The 17,939-nt window shown below is 68.7% G+C and carries 15 protein-coding genes and 1 riboswitch; of the genes, 14 read left to right on the top strand and 1 reads right to left on the bottom strand.

What is annotated here, in order from left to right; genetic code table 11:
- The first annotated feature begins 87 nt into the window (after positions 1–87).
- From AABQ55_RS16070 to cobO, 8 genes are all read left to right on the top strand, one after another.
- Positions 88–1,968, top strand: coding sequence for a peptidoglycan-binding domain-containing protein (locus AABQ55_RS16070; protein ID WP_272805712.1), 1,881 nt, complete (start codon positions 88–90; stop codon positions 1,966–1,968).
- Positions 1,969–2,047: 79 nt separating this feature from the next.
- Positions 2,048–2,415: riboswitch (cobalamin riboswitch) on the top strand.
- 48 nt (positions 2,416–2,463) lie between these two features.
- Positions 2,464–2,640 (top strand): CbtB domain-containing protein, encoded by a 177-nt coding sequence (locus AABQ55_RS16065; protein ID WP_050743285.1) that lies wholly within the window; start codon positions 2,464–2,466, stop codon positions 2,638–2,640.
- Positions 2,641–2,652: 12 nt separating this feature from the next.
- Positions 2,653–3,447, top strand: a complete 795-nt coding sequence (locus tag AABQ55_RS16060) for a CbtA family protein (protein WP_272805711.1) — start codon at positions 2,653–2,655, stop codon at positions 3,445–3,447.
- A gap of 1 nt (position 3,448) precedes the next feature.
- The gene (cobU, locus tag AABQ55_RS16055; protein ID WP_244769522.1) at positions 3,449–3,973 is read left to right on the top strand and encodes a bifunctional adenosylcobinamide kinase/adenosylcobinamide-phosphate guanylyltransferase; all 525 of its coding nucleotides are present in this window, start codon (positions 3,449–3,451) and stop codon (positions 3,971–3,973) included.
- A gap of 3 nt (positions 3,974–3,976) precedes the next feature.
- Complete coding sequence (gene cobW, locus AABQ55_RS16050) at positions 3,977–5,026, top strand: cobalamin biosynthesis protein CobW (protein ID WP_272805710.1); 1,050 nt, start codon at positions 3,977–3,979, stop codon at positions 5,024–5,026.
- A 364-nt stretch (positions 5,027–5,390) separates the two neighbouring features.
- Positions 5,391–9,512 (top strand): cobaltochelatase subunit CobN, encoded by a 4,122-nt coding sequence (gene cobN / locus AABQ55_RS16045; protein WP_272805709.1) that lies wholly within the window; start codon positions 5,391–5,393, stop codon positions 9,510–9,512.
- A complete protein-coding gene (locus tag AABQ55_RS16040; protein ID WP_272807479.1) occupies positions 9,512–9,898 on the top strand; it encodes a GFA family protein in 387 nt (128 codons plus the stop codon). Before cobN ends, AABQ55_RS16040 begins: the two co-directional genes overlap by 1 nt.
- Before the next feature lies 1 nt (position 9,899).
- Positions 9,900–10,541, top strand: coding sequence for a cob(I)yrinic acid a,c-diamide adenosyltransferase (cobO, locus tag AABQ55_RS16035; RefSeq protein ID WP_272805708.1), 642 nt, complete (start codon positions 9,900–9,902; stop codon positions 10,539–10,541).
- 184 nt (positions 10,542–10,725) lie between these two features.
- Here the strand turns inward: cobO and AABQ55_RS16030 are convergent, their stop codons facing one another.
- Positions 10,726–11,511, bottom strand: coding sequence for a TSUP family transporter (locus AABQ55_RS16030; RefSeq protein WP_272805707.1), 786 nt, complete (start codon positions 11,509–11,511; stop codon positions 10,726–10,728).
- Between the two features lie 170 nt (positions 11,512–11,681).
- On the opposite strand from AABQ55_RS16030, the gene AABQ55_RS16025 reads away from it, so the two are divergent.
- The 6 genes from AABQ55_RS16025 to cbiB all read left to right on the top strand — a co-directional run bounded on the left by AABQ55_RS16025 (position 11,682) and on the right by cbiB (position 17,562).
- Positions 11,682–12,752 carry a serine hydrolase domain-containing protein gene (locus AABQ55_RS16025; protein ID WP_272805706.1) on the top strand — a complete coding sequence of 357 codons (1,071 nt, stop codon included), beginning with the start codon at positions 11,682–11,684 and terminating at the stop codon, positions 12,750–12,752.
- A gap of 200 nt (positions 12,753–12,952) precedes the next feature.
- Positions 12,953–13,429 carry a cobalamin biosynthesis protein gene (locus AABQ55_RS16020; protein ID WP_272805705.1) on the top strand — a complete coding sequence of 159 codons (477 nt, stop codon included), beginning with the start codon at positions 12,953–12,955 and terminating at the stop codon, positions 13,427–13,429.
- Complete coding sequence (gene cobA / locus AABQ55_RS16015) at positions 13,429–14,271, top strand: uroporphyrinogen-III C-methyltransferase (protein ID WP_244769529.1); 843 nt, start codon at positions 13,429–13,431, stop codon at positions 14,269–14,271. The genes AABQ55_RS16020 and cobA overlap by 1 nt, the downstream gene beginning before the upstream one ends.
- Positions 14,268–15,575, top strand: coding sequence for a cobyrinate a,c-diamide synthase (locus tag AABQ55_RS16010; protein ID WP_272805704.1), 1,308 nt, complete (start codon positions 14,268–14,270; stop codon positions 15,573–15,575). The genes cobA and AABQ55_RS16010 overlap by 4 nt, the downstream gene beginning before the upstream one ends.
- Positions 15,572–16,585, top strand: a complete 1,014-nt coding sequence (gene cobD, locus AABQ55_RS16005) for a threonine-phosphate decarboxylase CobD (RefSeq protein ID WP_272805703.1) — start codon at positions 15,572–15,574, stop codon at positions 16,583–16,585. Before AABQ55_RS16010 ends, cobD begins: the two co-directional genes overlap by 4 nt.
- A complete protein-coding gene (gene cbiB, locus AABQ55_RS16000) occupies positions 16,582–17,562 on the top strand; it encodes an adenosylcobinamide-phosphate synthase CbiB (RefSeq protein ID WP_272805702.1) in 981 nt (326 codons plus the stop codon). Before cobD ends, cbiB begins: the two co-directional genes overlap by 4 nt.
- Positions 17,563–17,939 lie beyond the last annotated feature (377 nt).

The following is a 17,939-nucleotide window of genomic DNA, read 5'->3' as shown; positions in this document are numbered from 1 at the left end:
CGCCAGAATTCGGTGCGAGGAGTGACGGAAATCCGCCCGGGATCGCCGGGCGCTGGCGCCTTCGCGCGATCCGAAAGGGTGGGATATATGGGTTCTGGACCTCTCGCACGCTCCGTTCTGGTGCGGCTCGGCATCGCCGGCATCGTCGGGCTGTCGCTCGCCGGCCAGCCGGCGGTCGCCTTTGCCCAGGCTGCGACCGGCAAGGAGGCCGGCAGCGCCGGCAAACGCTGGGAAGAGGAGTTCTCGCTCTGGCAGAAGGTCTCCGCCGGCAGCGATGTCGCGCAGTATGAAGGCTACCTGAAGCAATATCCGAACGGCACCTTCGCCTCCATGGCGCGCCTGCGCATCGCCGAACTGCAGGCCACCGCCAAGGCGAAGCCGGCGACGGGCGCCTCCGAGCAGGCCGAGGCGGATGCCAAGGCCAAGGCCGACGCGGCGGCGGCCGCCGAAAAGGCGAAGGCTGAGGAACAGGCTGCCGCGGAAAAGGCCAAGGCTGAAGAAGAGGCCCGCAAGATCGCGGAGGCCGAGAAAGCCAAGGCGGATGCGGAAGCGGCGCGTGTGAAGGCCGAGGAAGAGGCGCGAAAAGTGGCGGAGGCCGAAAAGGCCAAGGCCGAGGCGGAAGCCGCGCGCCTGAAGGCCGAAGAGGATGCGCAGAAAGCGGCGGAAGCCGAAAAAGCCAAGGCCGACGCAGAGGCCGTGCGGCTGAAGGCGGAAGCCGACGCGAAGAAGGCGGAAGAGGCTGCCGCGGCGCGCAAGCTTGCCGAGGAAAAGGCTGCGGCCGAGGAGAAGGCGCGCGCGGAAGCCGCCGCGGCGGAAAAGGCCCGCGCCGAAGAGGCCGCGCGCCTAAAGGCGGAGGCGGAAGAGAAGGAAGCGGCCGCCCGCAAGCTCGCCGAGGCGCAGGCCGCCGAGGCCGAGCGGCTGAAGGCGGAGGCCGCGGCCGCCGCCGAGAAGGCCAGGGCGGAGGAAGCCGCCCGCCTGAAGGCCGAGGCCGAGCGCCAGAAGGCCGAAGAGGCCGCCGCTACGGAAAAGGCGCGTGCGGAAGAGGAAGCCGCTGCCCGGCGCGAGGCCGAGGCCCGGCGCGTCGAGGCGGAAAAGGCTGCCGCGGCCGAGAAGGCGCGGATTGAAGAGGAGGCCGCCGCTGCCCGCAAGCTTGCGGCGGAAAAGGCCGCCGAGGTGGAACGGTTGAAGGCGGAAGCCGCGAAGGCCGCTGCCGACGCCGAGGCCAAGGCCGCCGAGGCGGCCCGCCTTGCCGAGGAAGCCGAAAAACGCGCCGAGGAAGCGGCCGCCGCCGAACGGGCTGCGCAGGCGAACGACACCGCCGCCCGCGAAAACGAAGCGCAGGACGCGGACACGAAGAACCGCGGCCTTGCCGTCGAGCGCGCCGACGATGCGGCGAAACGCGAGGAGGAGACCTTCCAGAAGGCCGTGCTCGACGGTTCGGAAAAGGCCTTCCGCGCCTATCTCGATGCATATCCGGACGGCCGTTTCGTCGCCGATGCGCGCGAGCGCCTTGCGGCGCTGGCAGACACGGCCCGGCAGGCGGCCAAGCCGAAGCAGGAAAGCGAAACGGCCACCGTGGAGACTGAGCGGAAGGCCGAGCAGCCGGTCGTCGACCGCCGCGAGGCCTATATGGATCGTTCGACCCGCGTGCAGGCGCAGCGCTGGCTGAGCATGCTCGGCTTCAACACCTATGGCGTCGACGGCGTTTTCGGTTCGCGCACCCGCGCCGCGATCGCCGCCTGGCAGGGGGCGTCCGGCTACCGTGCCGACGGTTACCTCTCCCGCCAGCAGTACCGCGCCCTCCGGCAGGCCGCGCAATATGCCGAGGCCCGGCAGAATCGCCAGCGCCGCTACCAGCAGGACTACGACGTGCTCGAAGGCCCGGTCGACGGCTATTACGAGCGCTACTACCGCGACGACGGCTATTACAATGGCGGCGGTGGCGTGGTGATCATCCCCGGCTATTGAGATCGCGACGGCCGGACGGCGGTTTCAGCACAGGTGATGACGCTGCCGGTCGATTGACTTCCCAGGGGCGGAAGCATAATCATCCGGGATATTGGATGGTTCCCGGATCCGGAAACGGATCGGGGAGTAAATGGGAATGTGACGCGGCGGACCCAACCAGGGCGCTGCAATCACGGCCGACCCCGCGACTGTAGAGTGGCGAGGGACGCCCATCCGGACGGGAGGATCTGCGCGGAACGGGGCAATGGTGCCTTCGACCCGCGCCGTGACAACCAGCCGGAAAAGCCACTGGGTGGCATCGCGATCAGCAGGGGTTGGACGCCTCTTTCTCTACGAATCGTCCGCCTTTTCGCGATGCCGGAGCCTGGGAAGGCGAGGGCGACCCGCAGGCGTTTTTCAACGCCGGACGCTGCGAGCCAGGAGACCTGCCAGCCAATGCGAAGGACATTTCGTCCGACCTGGGGAGGTTTCCCCGCCGCCTGCACGGAGGTTGTCATGGCTGTTTCGACTACGTCTTCTGTTACCCTTTCCGCCAACGACCGTCTCGTCGCCGGCGTTTTCGCTCTCCTGCTCGGCGCCTTCCTGGTGTTCGGCGCGGGCCTTGCGAATTCCGCCGTGCTGCATGACACGGCCCACGATACGCGTCACTCCTACGGCTTTCCCTGCCACTAAGGAGTTTTCGACATGATCGTTCGTTATCTCCTGGCCGCCCTGGTGGCCGGGCTGTTCTCCGGCGTGCTGATGACGGCCGCCCAGGAGGCCCGGGTCGTTCCGCTCATCCTGCATGCCGAGGAATTCGAGGGCGGCGACGAAGCCGCGCCCGCCGCGGAAGGCACCACGCCCAGCACCGGTACGGAGGGCGCCGCACAGACGCAGGACCATTCCTCGCTCGGCGCCGTCATCCTGGACGTCGCCTCGGCGCTTTCGCCGGTTTCCGTCGCCTATGCCCATGAGGGCGAGGATCACGAGGAGGGCGGCATCATGTTCGGCATGAGCCGGTTCTCCGGCACGCTGCTCGCCAACCTCGTCACCGGCGCCGGCTTCGGCCTGCTGCTCGCCGGCTTCAGCCTCGTTTCCGGCCATCCGATCACGGTGGCGAACGGCGCGCTCTGGGGCGCGGCGGGGTGGCTTGCCGTGCACATGCTGCCGGCCATCGGCCTGCCGCCGGAGCTTCCGGGCTTCCCCGCCGCCGATCTCGGCGACCGCCAGGTCTGGTGGATCGCGACCGTCATCCTTTCGGCGGCCGGCCTCTACCTGTTGTTCCTCAAGCAGAACATCGTCGCCAAGGTCATCGGCATCGTTCTGATCGCGGCGCCGCAGGTCTATGGCGCGCCGCAGCCGGGCGACATCTCCAGCAACGTTCCGGCCGTGCTCGGCGCGGAATTCGCCGTCGCCGCCCTGGCCACGACCCTGTTCTTCTGGATCGTGCTCGGCCTCTCGCTCGGCTTTGCCAACGAGAAGATCGCCAAGGCTGCCTGACATGACATCGACATCGCCCGGAGCCGTCCTGGTTCTGGGCGGTGCGCGTTCCGGAAAATCCGCTTTTGCCGAGAGGCTGGTCGCCGAGACCGGCCTCTCGCGTCATTATATCGCCACCGGCCGCGCCTTCGACGACGAGATGCGCGCGCGCATCGCGCGGCACCGGGAGGATCGCGGCGACGGCTGGCAGACCCATGAGGAGCCGCTGGCGCTCGCCGCGCGCATAAGGGACGTGGCGCGGGCCGACCGGGCCGTGCTCGTCGACTGCCTGACGCTGTGGGTGACGAACCTGATGCTGGAAGAGCGGGACATCGCCGCCGAATCCTCCAGCCTCCTGGAGGCCATCCGGCAGGCGCCCGGCCGCATCGTCCTCGTCTCCAACGAGGTCGGCCTCGGCATCGTGCCTGACAATCGCATGGCGCGCGAATTCCGCGATCATGCCGGGCGGCTGCACCAGAAGGTCGCCGCCCTCGTGCCTGAAGTCTATTTTGTCGCGGCCGGACTGCCGCTGAAAATGAAGGGTTGAGCCATGCTGCAACAGAAGATCCCCGCCACCGTCATCACCGGCTTCCTCGGCGCGGGCAAGACGACGATGATCCGCAACCTCCTGCAGAATGCGGGCGGAAAACGCATCGCGCTCATCATCAACGAGTTCGGCGATCTCGGCGTGGACGGCGACGTGCTGAAGGGCTGCGGCGCGGAGGCCTGCAGTGAGGACGACATCATCGAGCTCACCAACGGCTGCATCTGCTGCACCGTCGCCGACGATTTCATCCCCACCATGACGAAGCTCCTGGAGCGGGAGAACCGTCCGGACCACATCGTCATCGAGACCTCGGGCCTTGCCCTGCCGCAGCCGCTCGTCGCGGCCTTCAACTGGCCCGAGATCAAGACGCAGGTGACGGTCGACGGCGTCATCACCGTGGTCGACAGCGCCGCCGTCGCCGCCGGCCGTTTTGCCGACGACCACGACAAGGTGGATGCGCTGCGTGTCGAAGACGAGAACCTCGATCACGAGAGCCCGCTGGAAGAGCTTTTCGAGGACCAGCTCACCGCCGCCGACCTCATCGTGCTCAACAAGACCGACCTGATCGATGCCGAAGGCCTGAAGTCGGTGCGTGACGAGGTCGCCTCCCGCACCGCCCGCAAGCCCTCGATGATCGAGGCGAAGAACGGCGAGGTCGCCGCCGCCGTGCTGCTCGGCCTCGGCGTCGGCACGGAGGACGACATCGCCAACCGCAAGTCGCACCACGAGCTGGAGCACGAGAACGGCGAGGAGCACGACCACGACGAATTCGACAGCTTCGTCGTCGAGCTGCCCGCCATCGCCGAGCCGGCCGCCTTCATCGAGCGCCTCAAGGGCGTGATCGCCGAACACGACGTGCTGCGCCTCAAGGGCTTCGCCGACGTGCCCGGCAAGCCGCTGCGCCTGCTCGTCCAGGCCGTCGGCAGCCGCGTCGACCACTATTTCGAGCGCGCCTGGGCCCCGGGCGAGGCCCGCGGCACCCGCCTCGTCGTCATCGGCCTGCACGACATGGACGAAGCCGCCGTGCGCGCGGCCATCGCCGCGGCGGTGTGAGTTTCGGCATGAGCGTGCGGCAGTCCCTCCCTTCGGCGTTTCAGGTACGGTTTGGCCTTTGTGGGCGTGCCGTGCCGGTGGATCCTCGGGTCGAGCCCGAGGATGACGGAGGGGAGGAGAGGCCGCAGAGCCTATCGATCGGCGCGGCAGGGACAACCGCGGCTGTTGTCCACTGCCCCTTCCTCCTGTCGTCATCCTCGGGCTCGACCCGAGGATCCGCCCTCCCGGCACGCCGGCAAGGGCAGGGCAATCGCATATGGCGTTCGACGTTGCCGCTCTCCCCTTCTCCCCACCGGGGAGAAGGGGGGGGGGCAACGTTTTCCATCCATATGCGATTGCCCTGCCGGCAAAGCGGAGGCGCTGCATGCACCTCCTCCTAGCGCAGAAGGGAACCATTGCCGACGGCCGCGAGGCGATCGACCTTGGCCAGACGCCGGGCGACATCCTCTTCCTTTCCGCCGCCGACACGGAGCTTGCCGCCATCGCCGCCGCCCATCGCGCGCGCGACACGCAAACGCGGCTGCGGCTCGCCAGCCTCGCCACGCTCTCCCATCCGATGTCGGTGGATACCTATATCGAGCGCACCGCCCGCCACGCCAAACTCATCGTCATCCGCGCCCTCGGCGGCGCCAGCTATTTCCGCTACGTGCTGGAAGCGCTGCTGGCGACCGCCGTTGCCAACGGCATCAGGCTCGTGGCGCTACCCGGCGACGACCGGCCGGACGAGGGCCTCGCGCCCTTCAGCCGCATCGACGACACTGACCGCCAGACCCTCTGGGCCTATCTCAACGAGGGCGGCGCCGACAATGCGGACCGCTTCCTCGCCTATGCCGACGCCCTGGTCTTCGGCGGCACCAAGCCGGAGCCGGCAACGCCGCTGGAAAAGGCCGGCATCTGGTGGCCGGGGCGGGGCGTGGTCGATATCGAGGCGTGGCGGGCGCTGGCAGCGCTCCCCCCCTCCGGCCTGCCGGCCATCTCCCCCTCCGGGGGGGAGATCGATGGGGCCGCGGTTTCCTTCCCATCTGGCGACGCTGCAACCCCGGACGGTGTCGAGGGGGCACGGCCTGGCCTCCTGCCAATCTCCCCCCTTGAGGGGGAGATGGCCGGCAGGCCAGAGGGGGGTGTTGCGCCTCCCGCCTCGGAGGAACGCGCTTCCCCCACCGCCGCCATCTGCTTCTACCGCGCCTATGTCCAGAGCGGCGAGACGCGCCCCGTCGAAATGCTGATCGAGGCATTGGCGGCCGAAGGTGTCCGCGCCCTGCCGCTCTTCGTCTCCAGCCTCAAGGAGCCCGTCTCCATCGAGACGGTGCGGGCCGCCTTCGCCACGGCCCGGCCGGAAGTGGTGCTGAACGCCACCAGCTTCGCCGTGTCCGCCCCCGGCGCCGGCCGCAAGCCGACCGTGCTCGACGAGACCGGTGCGCCGGTCCTGCAGGTCGTCTTCTCCGGCTCCTCGCGCCAGGCCTGGGAGGCCTCCGGCCAGGGGCTGACGGCGCGTGACCTCGGCATGAACGTCTCGCTGCCGGAGGTGGACGGCCGCGTGCTCGCCCGCGCCGTCTCCTTCAAGGCGGCCGCGCGCTACGACGAGCGCGTCGAGACCAACATCGTCAGCCTCGATCCGGTCGAGGACCGCATCCGCTTTTCCGCCCGGCTGGCCGCCGGCTGGGCGCGGCTGCGGCGTGCGGCGCCGGCGGAACGCCGCATCGCGCTCGTCATGGCGAACTATCCGAACCGCGACGGGCGCCTCGGCAACGGCGTCGGCCTCGACACGCCCGCCGGCACGATGGAGGTGCTGCGCGCCATGGCGGCGGAAGGCTACGCGGTCGAAGGCCTGCCGGCCGACGGCGACGCGCTGATCGCCCACCTGATGGCCGGCCCGACCAATGCGGCGGGCGACGGGCGCGAAATCCGCGAAACGTTTTCCCTCAACCATTACAAGGCCTTCTTCGCCTCCCTTCCGAAACGGATTCAGGCGGAGATGACCGCCCGCTGGGGCGCGCCGGAAGACGATCCCTTCGTCATCGGCGACGTCTTCGCCCTGCCGCTTGCCCGTTTCGGGGAGACGCTGGTCGGCATCCAGCCGGCGCGCGGCTACAATATCGATCCGAAGGACACCTATCATTCGCCGGACCTCGTGCCGCCGCACGGCTATCTCGCCTTCTATGCCTTCCTGCGCGGGCATTTCGGCGCGCATGCCATCGTGCACATGGGCAAGCACGGCAATCTCGAATGGCTGCCGGGCAAGGCGCTGGCGCTGTCGGAGGCCTGCTATCCGGAAGCCGTGCTCGGCCCGGTGCCGCATCTCTATCCCTTCATCGTCAACGATCCGGGCGAGGGCACGCAGGCCAAGCGCCGCTCCGCCGCCGTCATCATCGATCACCTGACGCCGCCTTTGACCCGCGCGGAGACCTACGGCCCGCTGAAGGACCTCGAGGCGCTGGTCGACGAATATTACGACGCCTCCGGCGGCGATCCGCGGCGCATCAAGCTGCTGACGAAGCAGATCCTCGACCTCGTGCGCGACATCGGCCTCGACCGCGACGCCGGCATCGCCCGGACGGATGGCGAGGCGGCGGCGTTGCAGAAGCTCGACGCCTATCTCTGCGACCTCAAGGAAATGCAGATCCGCGACGGCCTGCACGTCTTCGGCGTCTCGCCCGAGGGGCGGCTTCTGACCGACCTGACGCTGGCGCTCGCCCGCGTGCCCCGCGGCCTCGGCGAGGGCGGCGAGGCGAGCCTGCAGCGGGCGATCGCGGCGGATGTTTTTGCGGAGGCCGCATCCCCCTCTGCCCTGCCGGCCATCTCCCCCTCAAGGGGGGAGATCGATGGGGGCACGCACCCTGTTCCATCTGCCGCCGAGGCGGTTGGCTTTGACGCGGCGGGGAAAACGGAAACAGGCTCCCAGCCGATCTCCCCGCTTGAGGGGGAGATGCCCGGCAGGGCAGAGGGGGGTGGCTTCCATTTCGACCCGCTCGACTGCATCCCCTCCGATCCCTGGACCGGCCCGCGCCCCGCCATCCTCGCCACGCAGACCGACACCCCCTGGCGCAGCAAGGGCGACACGGTCGAGCGCATCGAACTGCTCGCCGCAAGGCTCGTGGACGGGACGCTTGCCTGCCCGGAAAACTGGCACGCCACCCGCGCCGTGCTCGATGTGATCGAGGCCACCATCCGCCCCGCCATCGCCGCCTGCGGCCCGGCCGAGATCGCCGCGCTGCTGCGCGGCCTCGACGGGCGCTTCATCGAGCCGGGCCCTTCCGGCGCGCCGACGCGCGGGCGGCCGGACGTGCTGCCGACGGGCCGCAACTTCTACTCCGTCGACAGCCGCGCGGTACCGACCCCGGCCGCCTGGGAGCTCGGCCGCAAGTCCGCCGAGCTCATCGTCACCCGCTATGCGCAGGACCACGGCGAATGGCCGACCTCCTTCGGCATCACCGCCTGGGGCACCTCCAACATGCGCACCGGCGGCGACGACATCGCGCAGGCCATGGCGCTGATCGGCGTGAAGCCGACCTGGGACATGGCCTCGCGCCGCGTCACGGGCTTCGAGATCATCCCGCCGGCCGTGCTGCGCCATCCGCGCGTCGACGTGACGCTGCGCATTTCCGGCTTCTTCCGCGATGCCTTCCCGGAGCAGATCGCGCTGTTCGACCGGGCCGTGCGCGCCGTCGGCGCGCTGGACGAGGACGATGCCGACAACCCGATCGCCGCCCGCATGCGGGCGGAGGCGGCTGCGCTGGCAGCCAAGGGCGCGTCCGAGGACGAGGCGCTGAAGCAGGCCGGCTTCCGCATCTTCGGCGCGAAGTCCGGCGGCTACGGCGCCGGCCTGCAGACGATGATGGACGAGGGACTGTGGACGGAGCGCGGCGACCTTGCCGAGGCCTGGCTCGCCTGGGGCGCGCATGCCTATGACGGGACGAGCGACGGCGTGCCGATGCGCGAGCGGCTGGAGGCGCGCATGAAGAGCCTGGAGGCCGTCGTGCAGAACCAGGACAGCCGCGAGCACGACCTGCTCGACAGCGACGAATACTATCAGTTCGAGGGCGGCATGGCCGCGGCGGCGGAGCACTTTTCCGGCAGGCAGCCGGTCGTCTATCACAACGACCTGTCGCGGCCGGAAAAGCCGGTCGTGCGCACGCTGGAGGACGAGATCGGTCGCGTCGTGCGCGCCCGCGTCGTCAATCCCAAATGGATCGACGGCGTCATGCGCCATGGCTACAAGGGCGCCTTCGAGATCGCCGCGACGGTCGATTTCATGTTCGCCTTCGCCGCCACGACCGGCGCGGTGAAGGACCACCATTTCGAGGCCGCCTACCAGGCCTATGTGCTCGACGAGCGGGTGCGCGACTTCCTGATGGAGAAGAACCCGGCGGCGCTTGCCGAAATGGCGGCGCGGTTCGCCGAGGCGATCGACCGGCAGCTCTGGACGCCGCGCTCGAACTCCGCGCGCTTCGAGCTGGACATGCTCGGAAAGAGGAGGGCTTCGTGATGCAGCTTGCCGGCCGCTGCCTTTGCCGTTGCCTGACATTTTCGTTTTCCGGCGACATCGTCAGCACCGGCCATTGCCATTGCGAAAGCTGCCGCCGTGCCACGTCCTCGCCGGTGACGACATTCTTCTGCGTGGCGACGGAGAACCTTGCGTTTCAAGGCGATACGCTCCGCCACTACGTGTCCTCGCCGGGTGTGCGGCGCGGCTTTTGTGGCAATTGCGGCTCGCCGATGAGCTACGAAACGGACAAGCGGCCGGGCATCATCGATCTCTACGTCGCCTCGCTGGTCGATGCGAGCGGGGTTGATATCACCCAGCACGGGTTTTGGAACGAGCGGGTTTCCTGGCTGCATTGCGAGGACGACCTGCCGAAACGGGAAGGCTGACATGAGCGAAAACCACGACGAAACCGCCGGCATGAACGAAGCCGAGCTCGCGCGCCATTCGGAGAAGATGGCGAAGAAGAAGCAGGCGCGCGAAAAGATCATGGCGACGAAGACGGACGAGAAGGGCCTCGTCATCGTCCATACCGGCAAGGGCAAGGGCAAGTCGACCGCCGGCTTCGGCATGATCTTCCGCCATATCGCGCACCGAAAGCCCTGCGCCGTCGTGCAGTTCATCAAGGGGGCCATGGTGACGGGCGAGCGTGACCTCATCGAGGCGCATTTCTCCGATCTCTGCCAGTTCTTCACGCTGGGCGAGGGCTTCACCTGGGAAACGCAGGACCGCGCGCGCGATGTCGCGATGGCCGAGAAGGCGTGGGAGAAGGCGAAGGAGCTGATCCGCGACGAGCGCAATTCGATGGTGCTGCTCGACGAGATCAACATCGCGCTGCGCTACGACTATATCGACGTCAATGAGGTGATCGAGTTCCTGAAGACGGAAAAGCCCTACATGACGCATGTCGTCCTGACGGGTCGCAACGCCAAGGACGAGCTGATCGAGATCGCCGACCTCGCGACCGAAATGGAACTGCTGAAGCACCCGTTCCGCTCCGGCATCAAGGCGCAGCAGGGCGTGGAATACTGATCGCGAGGGAAGCGTCGCCCCTCATCCCCCTGCCGGGACCTTCTCCCCGCAGGCGGGGAGAAGGAGGAAAACGGCGCGCCCGTCGCTCCTCGCCCCGCCTGCGGGGAGAGGATGCCGGCAGGCAGGTGAGGGGTCCTTTCGACGTCGTGCCCTCAGGTCATGACAGGCGGGCTGAAATCCGTAATCACCACCCCAGCCAGATGCGGAGCGGATGGCCCGGATCGGCCATCAGGCGGATGGCGAGCGCGATCGAGGTGATGACGAGGAGCGGCTTGATGATCCTGGCGCCGTTCTTCATCGCGACGCGCGAGCCCGCCTGTGCGCCGAGGAACTGGCCGATGCCCATGACGAGGCCGACCTTCCACAGGACGACGCCATAGGCGAGGAAGACGGCGAAGGCGCCGACATTCGAGCCGAAGTTGAGGAGTTTGGTGTGCGCCGTCGCCTTCAGCACGCCGAAGCCTGCCAGCGTCACGAAGGCCAGCATGAAGAACGAGCCGGTGCCCGGGCCGAACACGCCGTCATAGAAACCGATCAGCGGCACGATGGTGGCGGTGAAGAGGAAGACGCCCATGCGGCGGTGCTTGTCGACATCGCCGATATTCGGCTTCAGCCCGAAAAACACGGCGATGGCCACGAGCAGGAAGGGCAGGATCGCCTTCAGCAGGTCGCCCGGCACCACGGTGGCGAGCAAGGCGCCGAAGGCCGACCCCAGCGCCGAGAGCACGGCCATCGGCATCTGCTCGCGAAGCCGGACATGGCCGGCGCGCGCATAGGCCAGCGTCGCCGAGCCGGAGCCGAACAGGGCCTGAAGCTTGTTCGTGCCGAGCGTTTCGAGCGGCGGGATGCCGGCGATCAGCATGGCGGGGATGGTGATCATGCCGCCGCCGCCGGCGATGGAATCGATGAAACCGGCAAGGAAGGCGGCGAGGAACAGGAAGAGCAGGATATGAAGGGCGATATCGGCCACGGCGGGACTCGGGGAATGCGAGGAGAGGATTGCCAGCCCTTCTGTCAGACTGCGCGGCAAAAGCAAAGCCCGGCGGCCTTGCGCGCATGAAGGTGCTTGCGTCGGCCGGGCAGGACTAGTCAAACAGGCTGGCCGCCGATGTCCCGGCGGCGCCATGAGGGGAGGCCGCGATGCGCGCAGATCAGCAAACGGATGGCGAATGGGAACGGGCGGCGGCCGCGGAGCTGGGGTTCGATCCCGCGCTGGCGCGCAAGCTGCTCGCCGGCATCGAAGCGGGCCTCATCCGCGATGTGCATGCGGTGCTGGTCAGCCGGCACGGCAAGCTGGTGCTGGAGCACTATCGTGAGGCGCCCGACGAAAGCTGGGGCATGCCGCTCGGCACGGTCGCCTTCGACGCCTTGACGCTGCACGACCTCCGGTCGGTGACGAAGAGCGTGGTCGGCCTGCTCTACGGCATCGCGCTCGACCGGGGCCTCGTTCCGCCGCCGCAGGCGCCGCTTCTGGCGCAGTTTCCCGACTATCCGGATCTTGCCGCCGATCCGGCGCGCGCCGGCCTGACGATCGGCCATGCGCTGACCATGACGCTCGGGCTCGACTGGGACGAAGACCGCTCCTATGCCGATCCGCTGAACAGCGAGATCGCCATGGAGAACGCACCGGATCGCTATCGCTTCGTCCTGGAGCAGGCGGTGCTGCATGCGCCCGGCACGCACTGGGTCTATTGCGGCGGGGCGACGGCGCTGGTCGGGGCGGTCATCAAGCGGGGCACCGGCCGGCGGATCGAGGATTTCGCCCGCGAGGCGCTGTTTCAGCCGCTCGGCATTTCGCGGTTCGAGTGGCTGAGTGGGGCGGATGGCGTCGCCTCGCCGGCCTCCGGCCTTCGCCTTTCCGCGCCGGACCTCCTGCGCATCGGCCGCCTCGTGCTGGAGGGCGGGCGTTCCGGCGGGCGGCAGGTCGTCTCGAAGGCCTGGCTCGACGCCTCGCTGGCACCGGCCATCTCGACCGGAGACGGGCTCGACTACGGCCATTTCTGGTTTCTCGGCGCCGCGCCGGTGCCGGCCTTCGGCGGGGAGCGGCCGTGGATGGCCGGCTTCGGCAATGGCGGCCAGCGGCTCTGGCTGATGCCGGAGGCGGATATCGCCTGCGTCATCTTTTCCGGCAACTACAATGCGCCGGACGCCTGGGTGTCGCCGACGCGCCTTTGGCGGGAGATCGTGCTGGCCAATCTCGTCTCGGCCTGAGGCATGGCGCATCCGGCGCGGGCGATGCCGCAATCCGGTTTGACCGGCCCCACGCCCTCCGGTACTAAGAAACCCAGCGACGGTGCCCGCAGGGCGGGCCGAGCGGTGTCCGGTGCGGCCGACCCAGAGGGGCTTCATCCGGAACCGTCGGTGGACGGCAAGGCCGGGCCCTTTCGCGTGGAATTTTGCGAGAGACCCCAATGCGCGCCAAGGCCCCATCCCCTGACACTGGACGACGTCTGCTCGTCCTCGGCCTCGGCTGCGAACGCGGCACGCCGCCGGCGGAACTGCTCGATCTCGCCCTCTCCGTCATCCCGGCCCCCGAGGGCGTTGCCTTCGTCGCGACGCTGGACGCACGCGCGGAAGAGCCGGCCATGCATGCCGTCGCCCGGCATTTCTCCGTGCCGCTGGTGACCTTTCCGGCCGTCCGGCTCGAAGCCGAGACGCCCCGCCTTGCCAATCCTTCCGACCGCGTCTTCGCCATCACCGGCTGCCACGGCGTCGCAGAGGCGGCGGCGCTGGCGCAGGCGGGCAGCGGCGGCAGACTCATCGTGGAAAAGACGAAGTCGGCCCATGCCACGGCGGCGATCGCTGAGTCTTTCCAGCCGCTTGCGGCGTTTTCCTGCGGCATCGATTCCGCGCCTTCGTTTTCCGATTCAAGCCGGGAGCCTGCCTGATGCACAGCCTGTTCGCCGCCCTCCCGCCCATGGAAAGGGGCAGTGTCTGGCTTGTCGGCGCGGGCCCGGGCGATCCCGGCCTCCTGACGCTGCACGCCGCCCATGCGCTCCAGCAGGCGGATGTCATCGTGCATGACGCGCTGGTCAATGCCGAGTGCCTGTCGCTTGCCGGCCCGGACGCGGTGCTGGAATTCGCCGGCAAGCGCGGCGGCAAGCCCTCGCACAAGCAGCGGGACATCTCGCTGCGGCTCGTCGAGCTGGCGCGCGCCGGCAACCGCGTGCTGCGGCTGAAGGGGGGCGATCCCTTCGTCTTCGGCCGCGGCGGCGAGGAGGCGCTGACCCTCATCGAGCACGGCATTCCCTTCCGCATCGTGCCGGGCATCACGGCCGGCATCGGCGGGCTTGCCTATGCCGGCATCCCGGTGACGCATCGCGAGGTCAACCACGCCGTCACCTTCCTCACCGGCCATGATTCCTCCGGCCTCGTGCCCGACCGCATCAACTGGGAGGGCATCGCCAAGGGTTCGCCCGTCATCGTCATGTACATGGCGATGAAGCATATCGGCCAGATCGCCGCCAACCTCATCGCCGGCGGCCGTGCGCCGGAGGAGCCCGTCGCCTTCGTCTGCAATGCCGCGACCGCCGAACAGCAGGTGCTGGAAACGACGCTGGCGCGCGCGGAGGCGGATGTCACGGCCGCGGGCCTCGAGCCGCCGGCCATCGTCGTCGTCGGCGAGGTCGTGCGCCTGCGCGCCTCGCTCGACTGGCTCGGCGCGCTGACGGAGGGCCGCGCGCTGGCGCCCGATCCGTTCGGCTCGCGCAAGTTGAAGGACCCGGCATGAGCGGACTGCTCATCGCCGCGCCCGCGTCCGGCTCCGGCAAGACGACGGTGACGCTGGGCCTGGCGCGCGCCTTCGCCGATGCCGGTCTTAGCCTCGTCTCCGGCAAGGCCGGGCCGGACTACATCGATCCCGCCTTCCACGCCGCCGCCAGCCGCAAGGCCTGCCTCAACTACGATCCCTGGGCGATGCGTCCGGAGCTCATCCGCGCCAATGCCGCGCGGCAGGCCGGCGCGGGGGATTTCCTGCTGGTCGAGGCGATGATGGGCCTTTTCGACGCCGCCGCCGACGGCACCGGCGCGCCGGCCGATCTTGCGGCATTGCTCGGCCTGCCCGTCGTGCTCGTCGTCGATTGCAGCCGCATGTCCCAGTCCGTCGCCGCGCTGGTGAAGGGCTACCGGGACCATCGCGGCGATGTCCACGTCGCCGGCGTCATCCTCAACAAGGTCGGCAGTGCCCGGCACGAGGCCATGCTGCGCGGAGCGCTGGAGGCGAGCGGCATCGCGATCTTCGGCGTGCTGCGGAGCGATCCGCTGCTTGCCCTGCCGGAGCGCCATCTCGGCCTCGTGCAGGCCGGCGAGCATGGCATGCTGGAGACGTTCATCGCCCATGCCGCCGGCGTGGTGACGCGGTGCTGCGATCTGGACCGCCTTGTCGCCATCGCCACGCGACGGGGAGGCGCGCGGGCGGAGGGCACCGTGCCGCGCCTGCCGCCGCTCGGCCAGCGCATCGCGATCGCCCGCGACGTCGCCTTCGCCTTCACCTACGAACATCTTCTGATGGGCTGGCGCATGGCGGGGGCGGACCTCTCCTTCTTCTCGCCGCTGGCCGACGAGGCGCCCGCGGCCGATGCGGATGCCGTCTATCTGCCCGGCGGCTACCCGGAACTGCACGGGGCCGCTCTTGCCAATGCCGCTGCCTTCCGTCTAGGCATGCAGGAGGCAGCGCGCCGGGGGGCGCGCATCTATGGCGAATGCGGGGGCTATATGACTCTGGGGGAGGCTCTGGTTGCGGCGGATGGATCCCGCTACGGCATGCTCGGCCTCCTGCCGCTCGTCACCAGCTTTGCCGCGCGCCGCCGCCATCTCGGTTACCGCCGCGTGACGCCGCTTGCCGGCGCGGGGTTTTCGGCGCCAATGACCGCCCATGAATTCCACTATTCGACCGTCGCCAGCGAGGGCGCTGCGGAGCGCCTCTTCGCCGTCACGGACGCGGTCGGCGAGGACCTCGGCGAGGCAGGGCTTCGCTGCGGAACCGTCAGCGGCTCCTACATGCATCTCATCGATCTTGCGCCGGAGGCGGCATGACCGCGCCGCGCATCGTTCACGGCGGCGGTGTCGCCGCCGCCGCCGGGCGCTTCGGCGGCCGGCCGGAGGACTGGCTGGACCTTTCCACGGGCATCAACCCCAATCCCGCGGCGCTGCCCGAAGTGGATGTCGCCGCCTGGCACCGCCTGCCGGACCGCCACCGCCAGGATGCCGCCCGCTCCGCCGCCGCCGGCTATTATGGCACATCGGGCGCGCTGCCCTTTCCCGTGCCCGGCACGCAATCCGTTATCCAGCTCCTGCCGCGTTTCGCCGCCGCCGGCCGGCGCGCCGCCGTCGTCTCGCCGACCTATGGCGAATATGCCCGCGTGCTGGAAAATGCCGGCGTGGCGGTGGATCGCATCGCAGGCCTTAATGCCGCGAGCGATGCCCATGACCTGGTGGTCGTCGTCAATCCGAACAATCCGGACGGCCGGCTGTTCTCGCGCGAGGCGCTGCTCGACCTTCACCGGCGCGTTGCCGGCAGCGGCGGCCTTCTCGTCGTCGACGAGGCCTTCGGCGACATGCGCCCCGAAGCCGCCATCGCGCCGCTCGCCGGCGACAACATGCCGGGCCTTCTCGTCTTCCGCTCCTTCGGCAAGTTCTTCGGTCTTGCTGGTCTCCGCCTCGGTTTCGTGATCGGCGAGGCGACGGTCGTCGACCGGATCGAGGACGGGCTCGGCCCCTGGGCGGTGTCCGGCCCGGCGCTGACCATCGCCACCGGCCTGATGACATCAGACACCGCCGCCATCCGCCGGTCGATCGACGCGCGCAAGGCGGCGCTCGAATCCGTCCTTGCCGGCGCCGGACTCGATATCGTCGGCGGCACCGGCCTTTTCGCGCTGGTCGACCATGCGGATGCGCCCGCCATCCACGAAAGGCTCTGCCGCCGCCACATCCTCGTTCGTCCCTTCGACTACAATGCGCGCTGGCTGCGCTTCGGCCTTGCGCCGGATACGACCTCGGATGCCCGGCTGGCGGCGGCGCTGGCGGAGGTGATGGCCGGGCGATGAGCGAAACGCTTCTCCTCCTTTTCCTGGCCCTGCTGCTCGACCGCCTTGTCGGCGACCCGGACAGGCTCTGGCGGCGCGTGCCGCATCCGGTCGTGCTGTTCGGCCGGGCGATCGGGCTGATGGACAAGCTCTTCAACGGCAAGCGCCTCTCGGCCGATACGAAGCGCTTCAACGGCGCCGCCGGCATTGCCGTGCTGCTCGCCGCCAGCGCCTTCCTCGGCTTCTTCGTGCACCGGCTGCTCGCGCCGCTCGGCATCGTCGGCGCCCTCGTCGAGATCGCCGTCGTCGCGATTTTCCTGGCGCAGAAGAGCCTTTACGATCATGTGCGTGCCGTCTCCAGCGGCCTGAAGCGCGGCGGCCTTGCGGGCGGGCGGCAGGCCGTGTCGATGATCGTCGGCCGCGATCCGGCAACGCTCGACGAGCCGGCCATCTGCCGCGCCGGCATCGAGAGCCTGGCGGAGAATTTTTCCGACGGCGTGGTGGCGCCGGCGCTCTGGTATGCGCTTTTCGGCCTGCCGGGCCTGTTCGCCTACAAGATGCTGAACACGGCCGATTCGATGATCGGCCACAAAAACGCGAAATATCTCGATTTCGGCTGGGCCTCGGCCCGGCTGGACGATCTCGCCAACTGGCCCGCCGCACGCCTCTCCATCCTCTTCCTGGCCGCCGGGGCGTGGGTGGTGAAGGGCAGGGCGGCGGCGCGCCATGCGATCGGCACGGCGCTGCGCGATGCGGGCCTCCACCGCTCGCCCAATTCCGGCTGGCCGGAAGCGGCCATGGCCGGCGCGCTCGGCATCGGCCTTGCCGGCCCGCGCATCTATGGCGGCACGCGCGTCGACGAGCCGATGATGAACGCCAGCGGGCGCACCGTCGCGACGGTGGCGGATATCGATCTGTCCTTGCGGATCTTCTCGGCCGCCTGTGCTGCTCTTGCTGCCGCTGTATTGCTGGCGGCGCTTCTTGCCGCTTTGTTGTGAGCGCGCCGCGCGGCATTCAATAGAATTTTACATCTTAACTTCGTTTTCTTTTCGTGGCTCCGTCAATATTGTGGAAGGCTGAAACGTCTATATTCTGTCTCGGTGCGAGACTGGCATTAGGGTCTGCACTCCATCAGGATAGGTGTTCTGTTGTCATGGACGGGATTGGATGGAAGCAAACAAGCGCAAGGCAAGGCCCCTTGGCCTTGTCGAGCATTGTTTGCGATCAGGCGGCCCGTCCATGATAACCCTTCGGGCAAGCCGCATTTTGTGCCTGCGGGCGTCAGAAAGGTTTGAAAATGCAGCCATTTCCTGCACCTTTCCTCCTACTCAGGCACAAAATGCGGCTTGCAGAACACCTATCCTGATGGAGTGCA

This window comes from Shinella sp. WSD5-1, assembly GCF_963942435.1.
In the GTDB taxonomy this organism is placed as follows: Bacteria; Pseudomonadota; Alphaproteobacteria; order Rhizobiales; family Rhizobiaceae; genus Shinella; species Shinella yambaruensis.
The sequence above is the reverse complement of the archived record's forward strand: the minus strand, read 5'-3'. Positions and strand labels throughout refer to the sequence as shown.